The 14,877-nt window shown below is 61.2% G+C and carries 14 protein-coding genes; 10 read left to right on the top strand and 4 right to left on the bottom strand.

Features of this window, described 5'->3' with window-relative positions; all coding sequences use genetic code 11:
* Window positions 1-424 precede the first annotated feature (424 nt).
* The 3 genes from cysJ to ACSBQQ_RS14750 all read left to right on the top strand — a co-directional run bounded on the left by cysJ (window position 425) and on the right by ACSBQQ_RS14750 (window position 4,738).
* The gene (cysJ, locus tag ACSBQQ_RS14760) at window positions 425-2,227 is read left to right on the top strand and encodes an NADPH-dependent assimilatory sulfite reductase flavoprotein subunit (RefSeq protein ID WP_033649245.1); all 1,803 of its coding nucleotides are present in this window, start codon (window positions 425-427) and stop codon (window positions 2,225-2,227) included.
* Window positions 2,227-3,942: an assimilatory sulfite reductase (NADPH) hemoprotein subunit gene (gene cysI / locus ACSBQQ_RS14755; RefSeq protein WP_016929053.1), complete on the top strand. Its 1,716-nt coding sequence runs from the start codon at window positions 2,227-2,229 to the stop codon at window positions 3,940-3,942. The genes cysJ and cysI overlap by 1 nt, the downstream gene beginning before the upstream one ends.
* 61 nt (window positions 3,943-4,003) lie before the next feature.
* Window positions 4,004-4,738, top strand: coding sequence for a phosphoadenylyl-sulfate reductase (locus ACSBQQ_RS14750; protein WP_016929052.1), 735 nt, complete (start codon window positions 4,004-4,006; stop codon window positions 4,736-4,738).
* Between the two features lie 55 nt (window positions 4,739-4,793).
* On the opposite strand, the gene ACSBQQ_RS14745 is transcribed toward ACSBQQ_RS14750, so the two are convergent.
* Complete coding sequence (locus ACSBQQ_RS14745) at window positions 4,794-5,864, bottom strand: aminopeptidase (RefSeq protein ID WP_033649282.1); 1,071 nt, start codon at window positions 5,862-5,864, stop codon at window positions 4,794-4,796.
* A gap of 261 nt (window positions 5,865-6,125) precedes the next feature.
* Here ACSBQQ_RS14745 and cysG point away from each other — a divergent pair, with 261 nt between their 5' ends.
* The 5 genes from cysG to ACSBQQ_RS14720 all read left to right on the top strand — a co-directional run bounded on the left by cysG (window position 6,126) and on the right by ACSBQQ_RS14720 (window position 10,965).
* On the top strand, window positions 6,126-7,556 hold the full coding sequence (gene cysG / locus ACSBQQ_RS14740) for a siroheme synthase CysG (protein WP_033652938.1): 1,431 nt from the start codon (window positions 6,126-6,128) through the stop codon (window positions 7,554-7,556).
* Window positions 7,557-7,578: 22 nt separating this feature from the next.
* Window positions 7,579-8,487, top strand: a complete 909-nt coding sequence (gene cysD / locus ACSBQQ_RS14735) for a sulfate adenylyltransferase subunit CysD (RefSeq protein WP_004932620.1) — start codon at window positions 7,579-7,581, stop codon at window positions 8,485-8,487.
* 11 nt (window positions 8,488-8,498) lie between these two features.
* Window positions 8,499-9,926 carry a sulfate adenylyltransferase subunit CysN gene (cysN, locus tag ACSBQQ_RS14730; protein ID WP_060428636.1) on the top strand — a complete coding sequence of 476 codons (1,428 nt, stop codon included), beginning with the start codon at window positions 8,499-8,501 and terminating at the stop codon, window positions 9,924-9,926.
* Window positions 9,865-10,554 carry an adenylyl-sulfate kinase gene (gene cysC, locus ACSBQQ_RS14725; RefSeq protein WP_077791443.1) on the top strand — a complete coding sequence of 230 codons (690 nt, stop codon included), beginning with the start codon at window positions 9,865-9,867 and terminating at the stop codon, window positions 10,552-10,554. Before cysN ends, cysC begins: the two co-directional genes overlap by 62 nt.
* Window positions 10,555-10,638: 84 nt before the next feature.
* Window positions 10,639-10,965 carry a DUF3561 family protein gene (locus ACSBQQ_RS14720; RefSeq protein WP_004932611.1) on the top strand — a complete coding sequence of 109 codons (327 nt, stop codon included), beginning with the start codon at window positions 10,639-10,641 and terminating at the stop codon, window positions 10,963-10,965.
* A gap of 52 nt (window positions 10,966-11,017) precedes the next feature.
* Here the strand turns inward: ACSBQQ_RS14720 and ACSBQQ_RS14715 are convergent, their stop codons facing one another.
* The 3 genes from ACSBQQ_RS14715 to ACSBQQ_RS14705 form a co-directional block, all read right to left on the bottom strand.
* Entirely contained in the window at window positions 11,018-11,740 is a 723-nt protein-coding gene (locus ACSBQQ_RS14715; RefSeq protein WP_060428634.1) for an amino acid ABC transporter ATP-binding protein, read from the bottom strand.
* Window positions 11,724-12,491, bottom strand: coding sequence for an amino acid ABC transporter permease (locus ACSBQQ_RS14710; RefSeq protein ID WP_086556831.1), 768 nt, complete (start codon window positions 12,489-12,491; stop codon window positions 11,724-11,726). Before ACSBQQ_RS14710 ends, ACSBQQ_RS14715 begins: the two co-directional genes overlap by 17 nt.
* A 180-nt stretch (window positions 12,492-12,671) precedes the next feature.
* Window positions 12,672-13,442: a basic amino acid ABC transporter substrate-binding protein gene (locus tag ACSBQQ_RS14705; RefSeq protein WP_060428632.1), complete on the bottom strand. Its 771-nt coding sequence runs from the start codon at window positions 13,440-13,442 to the stop codon at window positions 12,672-12,674.
* A gap of 403 nt (window positions 13,443-13,845) precedes the next feature.
* Between ACSBQQ_RS14705 and ftsB the strand changes: the two genes are divergently transcribed.
* Window positions 13,846-14,166 carry a cell division protein FtsB gene (gene ftsB / locus ACSBQQ_RS14700; protein WP_016929043.1) on the top strand — a complete coding sequence of 107 codons (321 nt, stop codon included), beginning with the start codon at window positions 13,846-13,848 and terminating at the stop codon, window positions 14,164-14,166.
* Window positions 14,167-14,169: 3 nt separating this feature from the next.
* Complete coding sequence (gene ispD, locus ACSBQQ_RS14695; RefSeq protein ID WP_033649254.1) at window positions 14,170-14,877, top strand: 2-C-methyl-D-erythritol 4-phosphate cytidylyltransferase; 708 nt, start codon at window positions 14,170-14,172, stop codon at window positions 14,875-14,877.

Raw genomic sequence — 14,877 nt, 5'->3', positions numbered from 1 at the left:
ATTGACTCAAAAACCGCCGCATAGTACCGGAAAGCGCGTCTGCTTGCCATTTATACCGTTATGGTCTACCGCCGCGGTAACCGCGCCCGGTTAACACTTTTTTTGTTTGGTGTTTGCGGCACCTATCGGCTGGGGTTATGAGTCGAAATGTTGAACGGTGAAAAAATGATGAAAAAAAGCGCTTTAATTTCATCTGGATAAAAAACTTTGTTTAACGGTTTAAGCATTATCCCTTACCAGAAAAACAGCTTAGTCATTTTGGTTATGATTTATTGCTATCCCTTATTTAATCGTTGCTATTCTGCTCGGTAACCTTACAAACTCTCCTGATCTTTTCCGCACACCCGACGCAGCGAAGAGACAGCGACTGGCACTGGCGCGCGCCTGGCAGGAAAGGCGCTAAGTATAGGAAATAAGTACAGCAATGACGACTCAGGCTCCTCCAACATCTTTGCTCCCGCTGACGCCCGAACAGCTGGCGCGCTTGCAGGCGACGATCGGCGACTATTCGCCGACGCAGCTGGCGTGGCTGTCCGGCTATTTTTGGGGCATGGTCAATCAACAGCCCGGAGCCGTGGCCATTGCGCCTGTCGCCCCTGCGGCTGCCGCCGGCATCACCATCATTTCCGCTTCGCAGACCGGCAATGCGCGCCGCCTGGCGGAGCAGCTGCGCGACGATCTGCTGGCCGCCAATCTGAGCGCCACGCTGATCAGCGCCGGCGACTACAAGTTCAAGCAGATAGCTCAAGAGCGCCTGCTGGTGATCGTCGCCTCTACGCAGGGGGAAGGCGAGCCGGCGGAAGAAGCGGTGGCGCTGCATAAATTCCTGTTCTCGAAGAAGGCGCCGAAGCTGAATGACACCGCTTTTGCGGTGTTCGGGCTGGGCGACACCTCTTATGAGAATTTCTGCCAGTCTGGTAAGGATTTCGACGGCAAGCTGGCCGAGCTGGGCGCCGAGCGCCTGGTGGAGCGCGTGGACGCCGACGTGGAGTACCAGGAACTGGCCGCCGCCTGGCGCAAACAGGTGGTGTCGGTGCTGAAGGCGCGCGCGCCGGCGGAAAGCGCCGCACCGGGCGTGTTGGCCAGCGGCGCGGTCGATCTGATCGACAGCAGCCCGTACAGCAAGGAACAACCGCTTACCGCCCAGCTTGCGGTCAATCAGAAAATTACCGGCCGCGCGTCGGATAAAGACGTGCGCCATATCGAAATCGATCTGGGCGACTCCGGCCTGCGCTATCAGCCGGGCGATGCGCTCGGCGTATGGTTCGACAACGATCCGGCGCTGGTGGACGAACTGGTGCAGCTGTTGTGGCTGAAAGGCGACGAACCGGTCGAGGTGGAAGGGCAAACCCTGCCGCTGGCGCAGGCGCTGCGCAGCCATTTCGAGCTGACGCAGAACACCACGCCGATCGTCGATAAATACGCCGCGCTGTCGCGCGACGAAACGCTGATCGGCCTGTTGGCGGATAAAGCCGCGCTGCAGCAGTACGCGCACAACACGCCGATCGTCGACATGGTGCGTCAGGCGCCGGCGGATCTGAGCGCCGAACAGCTGGTCGGCCTGCTGCGCCCGCTGACGCCGCGTCTGTACTCCATCGCCTCTTCGCAGGCGGAGAACGAAAGCGAAGTGCACATCACCGTGGGCGTGGTGCGTTACGACATCGACGGGCGCGCCCGCAGCGGCGGCGCCTCCGGCTTCCTGGCGGATCGCCTGGAGGAAGACGGCGACGTGCGGGTGTTTATCGAACACAACGACAACTTCCGCCTGCCGGCCAACCCGGAAACGCCGGTGATCATGATCGGCCCGGGCACCGGCATCGCGCCGTTCCGCGCCTTTATGCAGCAGCGCGACGCCGACGGCGCCGGCGGCAAAAACTGGCTGTTCTTCGGCAACCCGCACTTCACCGAAGATTTCCTGTATCAGGTCGAATGGCAGCGCTACGTGAAAGACGGCCTGCTGACCCGCATCGATCTGGCCTGGTCCCGCGACCAGCAACATAAAATATACGTACAAGACAAACTGCGCGAACAGGGCGCGGAAGTGTGGCGCTGGATTCAGGAAGGCGCGCACATTTACGTCTGCGGCGATGCCAATCGCATGGCGAAAGACGTGGAAAACACATTACTGGAACTGGTGGCCGAGCACGGTGGCATGGATACCGAGCAGGCGGATGAATTTTTAAGTGAGCTGCGCCTTGAGCGCCGTTATCAGCGAGATGTTTACTGATGAGTGATAAACACCCCGGGCCTTTGGTAGTCGAAGGCAAACTGGCCGATGCGGAGCGCATGAAGAAGGAGAGCAACTTCCTGCGCGGCACCATCGCCGAAGATTTGAACGACGGCCTGACCGGCGGCTTCAACGGCGACAACTTCCTGCTGATCCGTTTTCACGGCATGTACCAGCAGGATGACCGCGATATTCGCGCCGAACGCGCCGAGCAGAAGCTGGAGCCGCGCCACGCCATGATGCTGCGCTGCCGCCTGCCGGGCGGCATCATCAGCCCGCAGCAGTGGCTGGGCATCGACAAGTTCGCGCAGGAGAGCACGCTGTACGGCAGCATTCGCATCACCAACCGCCAGACGTTCCAGTTTCACGGCATTCTGAAAGGCAACGTCAAACCGGTGCACCAGCTGCTGAACCGTCTGGGGCTGGACGCGTTGGCGACCGCCAACGACGTTAACCGCAACGTGCTGTGCACCTCCAACCCGGTGGAATCCGAGCTGCATCAGGAAGCCTACGAGTGGGCGAAGAAGATCTCCGAACACCTGCTGCCGCGCACCCGTGCCTACGCTGAGGTGTGGCTGGATCAGGAGAAGGTGGCCACCACCGACGAAGAGCCGATTCTGGGGCCGACCTACCTGCCGCGCAAATTCAAAACCACGGTGGTGATCCCGCCGCAGAACGACGTCGATCTGCACGCCAACGACATGAACTTCGTGGCGATCGCCGAAAACGGCAAGCTGGTAGGCTTCAACCTGCTGGTGGGCGGCGGGCTGTCCATCGAACACGGCAACAAGAAGACCTACGCGCGGCAGGCCAGCGAATTCGGCTACATTCCGCTCGAGCATACGCTGGCGGTGGCGGAAGCGGTGGTGACCACGCAGCGCGACTGGGGCAACCGCACCGATCGCAAGAACGCCAAAACCAAATACACGCTGGAGCGCGTCGGGGTGGACGTTTTCCGCGCCGAAGTGGAAAAGCGCGCCGGTATCACCTTCGCGCCGATCCGGCCGTATGAATTCACCGGCCGCGGCGATCGCATCGGTTGGGTGAAGGGCATCGACGATCAATGGCACCTGACGCTGTTTATCGAGAACGGCCGCCTGCTGGACTATCCGGGGCGCCCGCTGAAGACCGGCATGGCGGAGATCGCCAAGATCCATAAAGGCGACTTCCGTCTGACGGCGAACCAAAACGTGATCATCGCCGGCGTGCCGGAAAGCGAGAAGGCGAAGATCGAAGCCCTGGCGCGCGATCATGGCCTGATCGACGACGAGATCAGCGAGCAACGCAAGAACTCGATGGCCTGCGTATCGTTCCCGACCTGCCCGCTGGCGATGGCGGAGGCCGAGCGCTTCCTGCCGCAGTTCGTCACCAAGGTGGAAGGGATCATGCATCGGCACGGGGTGGGCGACGAGCATATCGTGCTGCGCATCACCGGCTGCCCGAACGGCTGCGGCCGCGCGCTGCTGGCGGAGCTGGGGCTGGTGGGCAAGGCGGTCGGCCGCTATAACCTGCATTTGGGCGGCAACCGCGAAGGCACGCGCATTCCGCGCATGTACCGCGAGAACATCAACGAAGACGAGATCCTGAGCGAGATCGACCTGCTGGTGGGGCGCTGGGCGAAGGAGCGCAACGCCGGCGAAGGCTTCGGCGACTTCACCGTTCGCGCGGGCATCGTCAAACCGGTGCTGGATCCGGCGCGAGATTTCTGGGAGTGAGGCCGGGCGGCCCCTGGGCAGAGGGGCCGCACAGGTAATTTCAAGTAGCAGGAGAGACAACATGGCTGAATTCGATCTGGCGGCGCTGAACGCGTTGCCCAAATCCGGGCAGGCGCTGGCATTGGCGGTGGTCAACGGCCAACTGGAGACCCTCAGCGCCGAACAGCGCGTTGCATGGGCGCTGGAGCATCTGCCCGGCGAGTTTGTACTCTCGTCCAGTTTCGGTATTCAGGCGGCGGTATGCCTGCACCTGGTGACGCGCATCCGGCCGGATATCCCGGTGATCCTGACCGACACCGGTTACCTGTTCCCGGAAACCTACCGCTTTATCGATCAACTGACCGACCAGCTGAAGCTGAATCTGCAGGTGTTCCGCGCCGAACAGTCTCCCGCCTGGCAAGAGGCGCGCTACGGCAAACTGTGGGAGCAGGGCGTGGAAGGGATTGAGAAGTACAACCAGATCAACAAGGTCGAGCCGATGAACCGCGCGCTGGAGACGCTGGGGGCGCAGAGCTGGTTCGCCGGCCTGCGGCGCGAGCAGTCCGGCAGCCGCGCCAATCTGCCGGTGCTGGCGGTGCAGCGCGGGGTGTTCAAGATCCTGCCGATCATCGACTGGGACAACCGCAAGATTTACCAGTACCTGACCGAACATGGGCTGAGCTATCACCCGCTGTGGGAGCAGGGCTACCTGTCGGTAGGCGATACCCACACCACCCAGAAGTGGGAGCCGGGCATGAGCGAGGAAGAGACGCGTTTCTTCGGCCTGAAGCGCGAGTGCGGCCTGCACGAAGGCTAAACGGCGCGATCAACATGACGGGGCTCAGCAATGCTGGGCCCTGTTTTTTTGCGGGCTACTTTTTCTTCTGTGCTTTCGGTGGGTGCGCCTGCGCCAGCTCTTTGATCAGCGGTAGCAGGATCTGCACGCTTTCGCGGCTGCGTTTGTCGATCCGCCCCGGCAGATAGCGATCCAGATACTGCAGGTTGTCGTACTGCGGGCGGTGCCAGGTGATGCCCTGCGGGAAGTGCGGGCTGACGGCGCGCTGCTGGTAGCCGTCCTTGTCGCCCAGCGACCAGTTGGTGGCCTCCACCGACAGCACCGGGATGCCTGCGGCGTCGAACACCTCTTGATCGGAGCAGCAGCCGGTGCCCTTCGGATGCTGGGCGCTACCCGGATTGCTGGCGGCGGCGATGCCGTAGCGGTGGGCGATATCCAGCGCGCGATCGCGGGAGCGTTTCGCCATTTGCGGCGGCGTGTTGCGCCCGGCGTTGAAGTACAGACGATCGCCGGTGATCAGGCTGTCGAGGTTGATCACCAGCACGGTGTTGCTTTTCTCTTCCGCGCTCATGCGTTGCAGGTAGTTTTGTGCGCCCAGCGAGCCGATCTCTTCGGCGCTGGTGGCGACGAAGCGCAGGCCGTAGGCGGTGGGGATGCTCTTCAGTCGCTCCGCCAACTCCAGCATCACGCCGATGCCGGAGGCGTTGTCGTCGACGCCCTGCAGCGTCAGGCCGCCGAGGTTGTTATCCAGGTCTTCGTCGCTCTGCGGCGTGTAGGTGTCGAAGTGGGCGACAATCACTATTTGTTTCGGGCTGTCGCCGTTGCGGGCGGCGATCACCGAGCTGGCGGTGACGTTGTTCCAATTCTTCTTGCCGTCTTTGCTGGTGTAGAGATAGCGCGTGTTGACGCTGCGAATATCGCTTTGATAACCCATCTTGCTGAACTGCTGCTTCAGGTAGTCGGCGGTGAGCAATTCGGCCGGGCTGCCCGCCATGCGGCCGGGGAAGTAAGTGGCGATGTGGCGGGTCTGTTCGGCGGCGAAACGGCCCATTGGCGCGTCTTTTGCGGGCTGTGCGGCACAAACGCTGAAGACGCCGCCGAGTGCGAGGGCCAGCAGGCTGGTCTTCAGGTAAAAACGGGAAAACATACCGAAAAATCCTTCTTTGCTATCGGCGCTGCCGATCATTTTTCTTCGGCACCCAGTATGAGACGCCGGGCGGCATTACACAATTTCCCCGTCTCTTAATTTTCGCGCGAATGCGCAAACCGTCGCCGCAGTTATCACCGTTTGCCTCTGGCGTTGCGGCCTATATTCCATAAAGGAACTAATCATTCCTTTTCGTCATTTCAGAGGCTAAATCTCAGCCCGTATAGTCACACTATCTTTCTGTTATATGAAAAGGCTGTTGTGGACTATCTACCAATATTTGCCGACCTGAAACAACGTCCGGTGCTGGTCGTTGGCGGCGGTGACGTGGCTGCGCGCAAAGTCGATCTGCTTCAGCGCGCCGGGGCTGAAATACGGATAGTTGCGCAGTCGCTCTCACCGGAACTGGAACAACAACGTCAGCAAGGGCAACTGCTCTGGCTGGGGAAAACCTTTGACCCGCAACAGCTGGACGAGGTGTTTCTGGCGATCGCCGCCACGGACGACAACGCGCTGAATGCCGCGGTGTTCGCCGAGGCGGATAAACGCCGGGTGTTGGCCAACGTGGTGGACGATCAGCCGCGCTGTTCGTTCATCTTCCCGTCGATCATCGATCGCTCGCCGCTGGTGGTAGCTGTATCGTCCAGCGGCCAGGCTCCGGTGCTGGCGCGGTTGCTGCGCGAAAAGCTGGAGGCGTTGCTGCCCGCCAGTTTGGGGCAGATGGCGCAGGTGGCGGGCCGCTGGCGCGGCCAGGCCAAACAGCGGCTGGCCTCGATCGGCGAACGTCGTCGTTTCTGGGAGAAAGCCTTCGGCGGCCGTTTCGCCACGCTGGTGGCCAACGGCCAGACGGCGCAGGCGGAGCGGCAGCTGGAGCAGGATTTGCAAAGCTTCGCCGCAGGCGATGAAGGCGTGCAGGGCGAGATAGCCCTGGTGGGCGCCGGGCCAGGCGACGTGGGGCTGTTGACCCTGCGCGGGCTGCAGGTGATGCAGCAGGCGGACGTGGTGCTGTATGACCACCTGGTCAGCGGCGAGATCCTCGATCTGGTGCGCCGCGACGCCGAGCGCATCTGCGTGGGCAAGCGCGCCGGCGCGCACTCGGTGATCCAGGAAGAGACCAACCGGCTGCTGGTGGAGCTGGCGCAGCAGGGCAAACGCGTGGTGCGTCTCAAGGGCGGCGATCCGTTCATCTTTGGCCGCGGCGGCGAAGAGCTGCAGGTGGCCGCCGCCGCCGGCATTCCGTTTCAGGTGGTGCCGGGCGTCACGGCCGCCGCGGGGGCGACCGCCTACGCCGGCATTCCGCTGACGCACCGCGACCACGCGCAGAGCGTGACCTTTATCACCGGCCACTGCCGCCCCGACGGCGATGGCCTGGACTGGGCCGATCTGGCCCGGGCGCGGCAGACGCTGGCTATCTATATGGGCACCATGAAGGCGGCGGACATCAGCCAACGCCTGATCGCCCACGGCCGCGCTGCCGATACGCCGGTGGCGGTGATCAGCCGCGGCACGCGCGCCGATCAGCAGGTGCAGATCGGCACGCTGGATCAACTGGAACATCTGGCCCAACGGGCGCCGCTGCCGGCGCTGCTGGTGATTGGCGAAGTGGTGGAACTGCACCATCAAATCGCCTGGTTCGGGCATCAATCGCAGACGGAAGGGGCCGCGCGCCCGGCCGTCGTGAATTTGGCATAGGCAAGGCTTTTAAGGATTTGTTATGGACGAAAAACGACTCACTCATTTGCGGCAATTGGAGGCGGAGAGTATCCATATCATCCGTGAAGTCGCCGCTGAATTCGCCAACCCGGTGATGCTGTATTCCATCGGTAAAGACTCTTCCGTGATGCTGCATCTGGCGCGCAAGGCGTTCTTCCCCGGCACGTTGCCGTTCCCGCTGCTGCACGTCGATACCGGCTGGAAGTTCCGCGAAATGTACGAATTCCGCGATCGCACCGCGAAGGAGTACGGCTTCGAGCTGCTGGTGCATAAAAACCCGGAAGGGGTGGCGATGGGCATCAACCCGTTCGTGCACGGCAGCGCCAAGCATACCGACATCATGAAGACCGAGGGCCTGAAGCAGGCGTTGAACAAGTATGGTTTCGACGCCGCCTTCGGCGGTGCGCGGCGCGACGAGGAGAAATCGCGCGCCAAAGAGCGCATCTATTCGTTCCGCGATCGCTTCCACCGCTGGGATCCGAAAAACCAGCGGCCGGAGCTGTGGCACAACTACAACGGCCAGATCAACAAAGGGGAGAGCATCCGCGTCTTCCCGCTGTCGAACTGGACCGAGCTGGATATCTGGCAGTACATCTTCCTGGAAAAGATCGACATCGTGCCGCTGTACCTGGCGAAACCTCGCCCGGTGGTGGAGCGCGACGGCATGCTGATGATGGTGGACGACGATCGCATCGATCTGCAGCCGGGTGAAGTGATCAGCCAGCGCATGGTGCGTTTCCGCACCCTGGGGTGCTGGCCGCTGACCGGCGCGGTGGACTCGCAGGCGCAAACCCTGCCGGAGATCATCGAAGAGATGCTGGTCTCCACCACCAGTGAACGCCAGGGGCGGATGATCGATCGCGATCAGTCCGGCTCGATGGAGCTGAAAAAGCGTCAAGGGTATTTCTAAGGAGCCGCCGGATGAACAACGCAATCGCACAACAAATAGCCGACCAGGGCGGCGTCGAATCCTATCTGCACGCGCAGCAGCACAAGAGCCTGCTGCGCTTTCTGACCTGCGGCAGCGTCGATGACGGCAAAAGCACCCTGATTGGCCGCCTGCTGCACGATACCCGCCAGATCTACGAGGATCAGCTGTCGACGCTGCACAGCGACAGCAAACGCATCGGCACCCAGGGCGAGAAGCTCGATCTGGCGCTGCTGGTGGACGGCCTGCAAGCCGAGCGCGAGCAGGGCATCACCATCGACGTGGCCTATCGCTATTTCTCGACCGAAAAACGCAAATTTATCATCGCCGATACCCCGGGGCATGAGCAGTACACCCGCAACATGGCCACCGGTGCCTCCACCTGCGATCTGGCGATCCTGTTGATCGACGCGCGCAAAGGGGTATTGGACCAGACTCGCCGCCACAGCTTTATCGCGACCCTGCTGGGCATTCGCCACCTAGTGGTGGCGGTGAACAAGATGGATCTGGTGGACTACCAGGAAGCGGTGTTCGAGCAGTTCAAACAGGATTACCTGACCTTCGCCCAGCAGCTGCCAGGCGATCTGGACATCAAATTCGTACCGCTGTCGGCGCTGGACGGCGACAACGTGGCGAGCGAAAGCGCCCATATGCCGTGGTACAGCGGCCCGACGCTGCTGGAAGTGCTGGAGAGCGTGGACGTGGTCAGCGAGCGAGAAAACCAGCCGCTGCGCTTCCCGGTGCAGTACGTCAACCGCCCGAACCTCGATTTTCGCGGCTATGCCGGCACGCTGTCCGCCGGCGTGGTGCGGGTGGGGCAACGGGTCAAGGTGCTGCCTTCCGGCGTGGAGTCCAGCGTGGCGCGCATCGTGACCTTCGACGGCGATCTGCAAGAGGCGGTGCCGGGCGAGGCGATTACGCTGGTGCTGAAGGATGAGGTGGACATCAGCCGCGGCGATCTGCTGGTCGACGCCGGCGAAAGCCTGCAGGCGGCGCAGAGCGCGCTGGTGGACGTGGTATGGATGGCCGAGCAGCCGCTGGTGCCGGGCCAGAGCTACGACATCAAGATCGCCGGTAAAAAGACCCGCGCCCGCGTGGAGAGTATCCGCCATCAGGTGGAGATCAATACGCTGGCGCAGCACCCGGCCGACACGTTGCCGCTTAACGGCATCGGCCTGGTGGAGCTGACCTTCGACGAGCCGTTGATGCTGGACAGCTATCAGAGCAATCACGACACCGGCGGGCTGATCTTTATCGATCGCATGAGCAACGTCACGGTGGGTGCCGGTCTGGTACGCGAAACGCTGCAGGCCGCATCGGCGGCGCGCGGCGAGTTCAGCACTTTCGAGCTGGAGTTGAATGCGCTGGTGCGCAAGCACTTCCCGCACTGGGGCGCACGCGATCTGCTCGGTGGCCGATAAGGTGGCCGCTGAACTGAGGGCGACCGGGCCGGACGATGAGAACGTGGTTTGGCATCCGCACGCGGTGACGCGCGCGGATCGCGAAGCGCGCAACGGCCACCGCGGCGCGGTGCTGTGGTTTACCGGGCTGTCCGGCTCGGGCAAATCCACCGTCGCCGGCGCGCTGGAGCAGGCGCTGCACGGGCTCGGCGTCAGCACCTATCTGTTGGACGGCGATAACGTGCGCCACGGCCTGTGCCGCGATCTCGGCTTCTCGGACGAAGATCGGCGCGAGAACATCCGCCGGGTGGGGGAAGTGGCCAAACTGATGGTGGATGCTGGGCTGGTGGTGCTGACCGCGTTCATTTCGCCGCACCGCGCCGAGCGGCAGATGGTGCGCGAGATGCTCGGCGACGATCGCTTTATCGAAGTGTTCGTCGACACGCCGTTGGCGATCTGCGAGGCGCGCGATCCGAAGGGATTGTATAAAAAAGCGCGCGCCGGCGAGCTGCGCAACTTCACCGGCATCGACGCGGTTTACGAGGCGCCGCAGCAGCCGGAAATCCACCTCGATGGCCAACAATTGGTAACAAATTTGATTGCGCAATTGTTAGACGTGTTGCGTGGTCAGGCTATTATCAAACCCTGAATTCAAAAAAAGCGTGTGGCGTTTTTCGCCATGCGCTTTTTACTCTAAGCCGCCGCAGAGCGAGCCGAATAACCAGGGATCACTATGCAAAATGTCACGCCTATCTTGATCGACTCCAAGCAGTCAAAACAGGAGAGAGAGGAGCCTTCTTATTCTTTCCTGGGCGGCGTCAGCGGCTTTGTTTTCTACTGGCTGGCGTTCGCGTTGCCGTTTCTGGTTTACGGTTCCAACACGCTGTTTTTCCTGCTTTATACCTGGCCGTTCTTCCTGGCGCTGATGCCGCTGTCGGTGCTGATCGGCATCACCCTCAGCATGCTGTTGCGCGGCCGTCTGATCCTGACGCTGCTGCTGACCGGCGCCATCGTGCTGTGCCTGTTCTGGCTGGTGTTTAGCTTCTTGACCGGGTGGTGAGAGAGCGGGCGCCGATGCCGGCGCCCGAAGGATTGCAAAGCGGTGCCGAAGGTTACAAAACTTTGCTCAGAAACGCCTGTGTGCGCGGATTGGCCGGATGGCTGAAGATCTGCTGCGGCGCACCTTCCTCCTGAATGATCCCCTGATCGATAAACAGCACCCGATCGGCCACCTCGCGGGCAAAGCCCATCTCATGCGTGACCACCACCATGGTCATGCCCTCGTGGGCCAGCGATTTCATCACCGCCAACACTTCGCCCACCAGCTCCGGATCGAGCGCGGAGGTGGGTTCGTCGAACAGCATGATCTTTGGCTCCATCGCCAGCGCGCGGGCGATGGCCACCCGCTGCTGCTGGCCGCCGGACAGGCTGTTGGGGTAGGCGTCTATCTTGTCGAGCAGCCCGACCTTGTGCAGCAGCTGTTCGGCTTGCGCGATGGCTTCGGCGCGCGGCCGTCTCTTCACGCTCACCGGCGCCATGATGATGTTTTCCAACACCGTCATGTGCGGGAACAGGTTGAAGCGCTGGAACACCATGCCCACGCTTTCACGCATCTTGTTCAGGTCGGTTTTCTGATCGTGGACGGCGAAGCCGTTGACCTCGATCTCGCCGCCGGAGAGCGTTTCCAGCGCGTTGATGCAGCGCAGGAAGGTGCTCTTCCCGGAGCCGGAAGGGCCGATGACGCACACCACTTCGTTGGCGGCGATCCGGCAGGAAATGCCGCGCAGCACGTGGCTCTCGCCGAACTGTTTTTGCAGGTTATGTACGCGAATCACTTTTACCGAACCTCTTTTCCATGTGTTGCACCAGCAGCGAGAGCAGGAAGGTGATGACCCAATAGACCAGCGAAATGGTCAGGTAGGGCTCCCAGTAGGTTGCGTAGGCGCCGGAGACGGTGCGGGCGGCATAGGCCAGATCCGCCAGGCCGATGGCGGAGGCCAGCGACGAATCCTTGACGATGGCGATGGCGTTGTTGCCCAGCGGCGGCAGCATGCGGCGGAAGGCCTGCGGCAGGATCACCTGGCGCATGGTCTTGCCGTAGCTCATGCCCAGCGAACGCGAAGCTTCCATTTGGCCGCGGTCGATAGACTGGATCCCGGCGCGGAAGATTTCCGACACATAGGCGCCGGCATTGAGCGTGATCGCCACCACGCAGGAGAGAAAGGCGCCGTAGTCGGCGCGCAGCGCGCGGGCAAAATCGACGCTCATCAGGCCGCTGGTGACCAGCAGGCCGTCGCGCGGGTTGATGAACAGCGGCACCAGCGCGAAGTGCACCACCATGATTTGTACGAACAACGGCGTGCCGCGAAAGGCACTGATGTAGATGCGCACCGGCCACTGAACGCCGTAATGCAGAATGGGTTTCCAGATGCCGTGCGGCGCCTGCGCCAAACGACCCAACCCGAGGATCAATCCCCAGGTGGTGCCCAGCAGCACGCAGATAATGGTGCATTTGATAGTCATCCAGGCGCCTTCCATAAACAGCGGCGCGTATTCCTGGATAATCTCCCAGCGGAAGTTCAAGATCAGATCCTTATTTAAGCGTGTTAAGGCTACTGCGCGTTGTCATCTTGGGATTGGGCAGTGCTCGCCATCCTCATGGATTGCGTGTCCACTCCGGTGGCTGTGCGCTGGCCGCACCCAATCTGACTTAGCTCGCTACGCCTGTTTATTTACTGGCCGACTGCGCTGAGGCGCGCCAGTTGATTATTCCGCCGGCAGCGTCGGTACGTTGCTGTCGAACCAGGTTTGGTAGATCTTGGCGTAGGTGCCGTCGGCGACGATCTTCTTCAGGCCGGCGTTAATCTTGTTACGCAGTTCGTCGTTGCCTTTGGCGACGGCGATGCCGAAATACTGGCGCTCGAACTTGGCGTCGGACACCAGCTTGAAGGCCTTCTCAGGGTGGGTTTTGATATAGAACTTGGCCACGCCGACGTCGCCAACCGCCGCGCCGATGCCGTCTTCATACAGCTCCTGCAGCATCAGCGGCGTATTGTCGAAGCGCTTGATGGCGGTGCTGTTTTTGCCCAGCTCGTCGGACACCACGATGTCGCCGGTGCTGGAGTTCACCACGCCGACCTTCAGCGCTTTCAACGCGGCGATGGAATCGACCGTCGAGTCTTGCGGCACGACGATGGCCTGTTCGGCCGGGAAATAAGGCGCAGAGAAATCAACCATTTGCTTGCGTTTGTCGGTGATGGTGATGCCGGAAATGATGATGTCGCGATCGCCGGAATTCAGCGTGGCGAAGATCCCTTCCCACGGCGTATTGATCAGTTTGATTTGGAAGCCTTCGGCCTTGGCCACCGCTTTGATGATGTCGATGTCGAACCCTTCCAGCTGTTTTTGGCTGTTTTCAAATTCGAACGGCCGATAGGTGCCGCCGGAGCCGACGACGTAGGTAGGTTCAGCCGCCAACGCGGCGGTGGAGAAGGTGGCGGCCAGGCAGGCGCCGATCAGAACTAAACGTTTTAACATCGCGATCCCCGATAATGAAAGGTTATACATTGGAATTATTTATGCACTAGTAGTGCATAAAAATAAGCTTCAATGAATGAAAGTGCAACCGCTGCATGAAGATTATTCTTTCTATGGTGGTAAATATTCATTTTTTGCATTGCTGTGGCGTAAGCGATGGGCCGGTAAGCGGCGGTGCAGTGATTCTTGCTGCATAATGGAGGAAGGGCAGTGTGTCTCTCATCGGAAAACGCGCCGCGTGCGTCGGGTAAAAGGGGCTTTTTTTGCCGCTTTCGCCGCGGATTTGGGTTATAAACTCGGGAACCCTTCATCCGTATTCTGAATTTGGCGTTGAAATGCCGCTCTCAGTGTGGAGTCCAACGAGAAGTTGTGGGATGATTGGTCGGTTTTTCAGGGGGCGGAGATGGGAAAACTTACGCTGCTATTGCTGGCATTGCTCGGTTGGTTACAGTATTCACTGTGGCTGGGCAAAAATGGTATTCACGATTACGTGCGGGTCAATGAAGACGTTGCGGTCCAGCAGGGCAACAACGCCAAGTTGAAAGCGCGTAACGATCAGCTGTTTGCCGAAATCGACGATTTGAACGGCGGACAGGAAGCGATCGAAGAGCGTGCGCGTAATGAGCTGGGCATGATCAAGCCCGGTGAGACTTTCTATCGTCTGGTTCCTGACCAATCCAGACGCAACGCGGCGTCTTCCTCGCAAAACAACGCACAAAAATAACGCATGAATCACTCCGCAGGCACCTTTCCCTCGGTGATTGCCGTCCTGCCCGCTGCCGGTATCGGCAGCCGCATGCAGGCGGAATGCCCGAAGCAATATTTAACTATCGGCCGGCATAGCATCGTCGAACACGCCATCCATGCCCTGTTGCGCCACCCGCGTATCGAGCGGGTGATCGTGGCGATCGGCCCCGAAGATCGCCAGTTCGAACAGTTGCCGATCGCCCAGGATCCGCGAGTGATCGTCACCGAGGGCGGCAAGCAGCGCGCGGATTCGGTGATGGCCGGGCTGAATCTGGCGGGCGATGCGGACTGGGTGTTGGTGCACGACGCCGCGCGCCCCTGCCTGCACGCCGACGATCTCGAGCGCCTGCTGGCGATTACCGCACACAGCAAGGTCGGCGGCATTCTCGCCGCGCCGGTGCGCGACACCATGAAACGCGCCGAACCCGGCCGCGAAACCATCGCCCATACCGTCGATCGGCAGGATCTGTGGCACGCGCTGACGCCGCAGCTGTTTCCGCTGCCGTTGCTCAAGCAGTGCCTGCAGCGCGCGCTGGATGAAGGCGCGAACGTCACCGACGAAGCCTCGGCGCTGGAGCATTGCGGTTACCATCCGCTGCTGATCGCCGGCCGGGCGGACAACATTAAAGTAACGCGGCCGGAGGATTTGGCGCTGGCGGCGTTCTATTTGACTCAGTTAGACAATTAA

Source organism: Serratia sp. G204Y, assembly GCF_051172435.1.
Taxonomy (GTDB): Bacteria; Pseudomonadota; Gammaproteobacteria; order Enterobacterales; family Enterobacteriaceae; genus Serratia; species Serratia sarumanii.
This window is presented reverse-complemented; position numbering and strand designations above follow the sequence as displayed.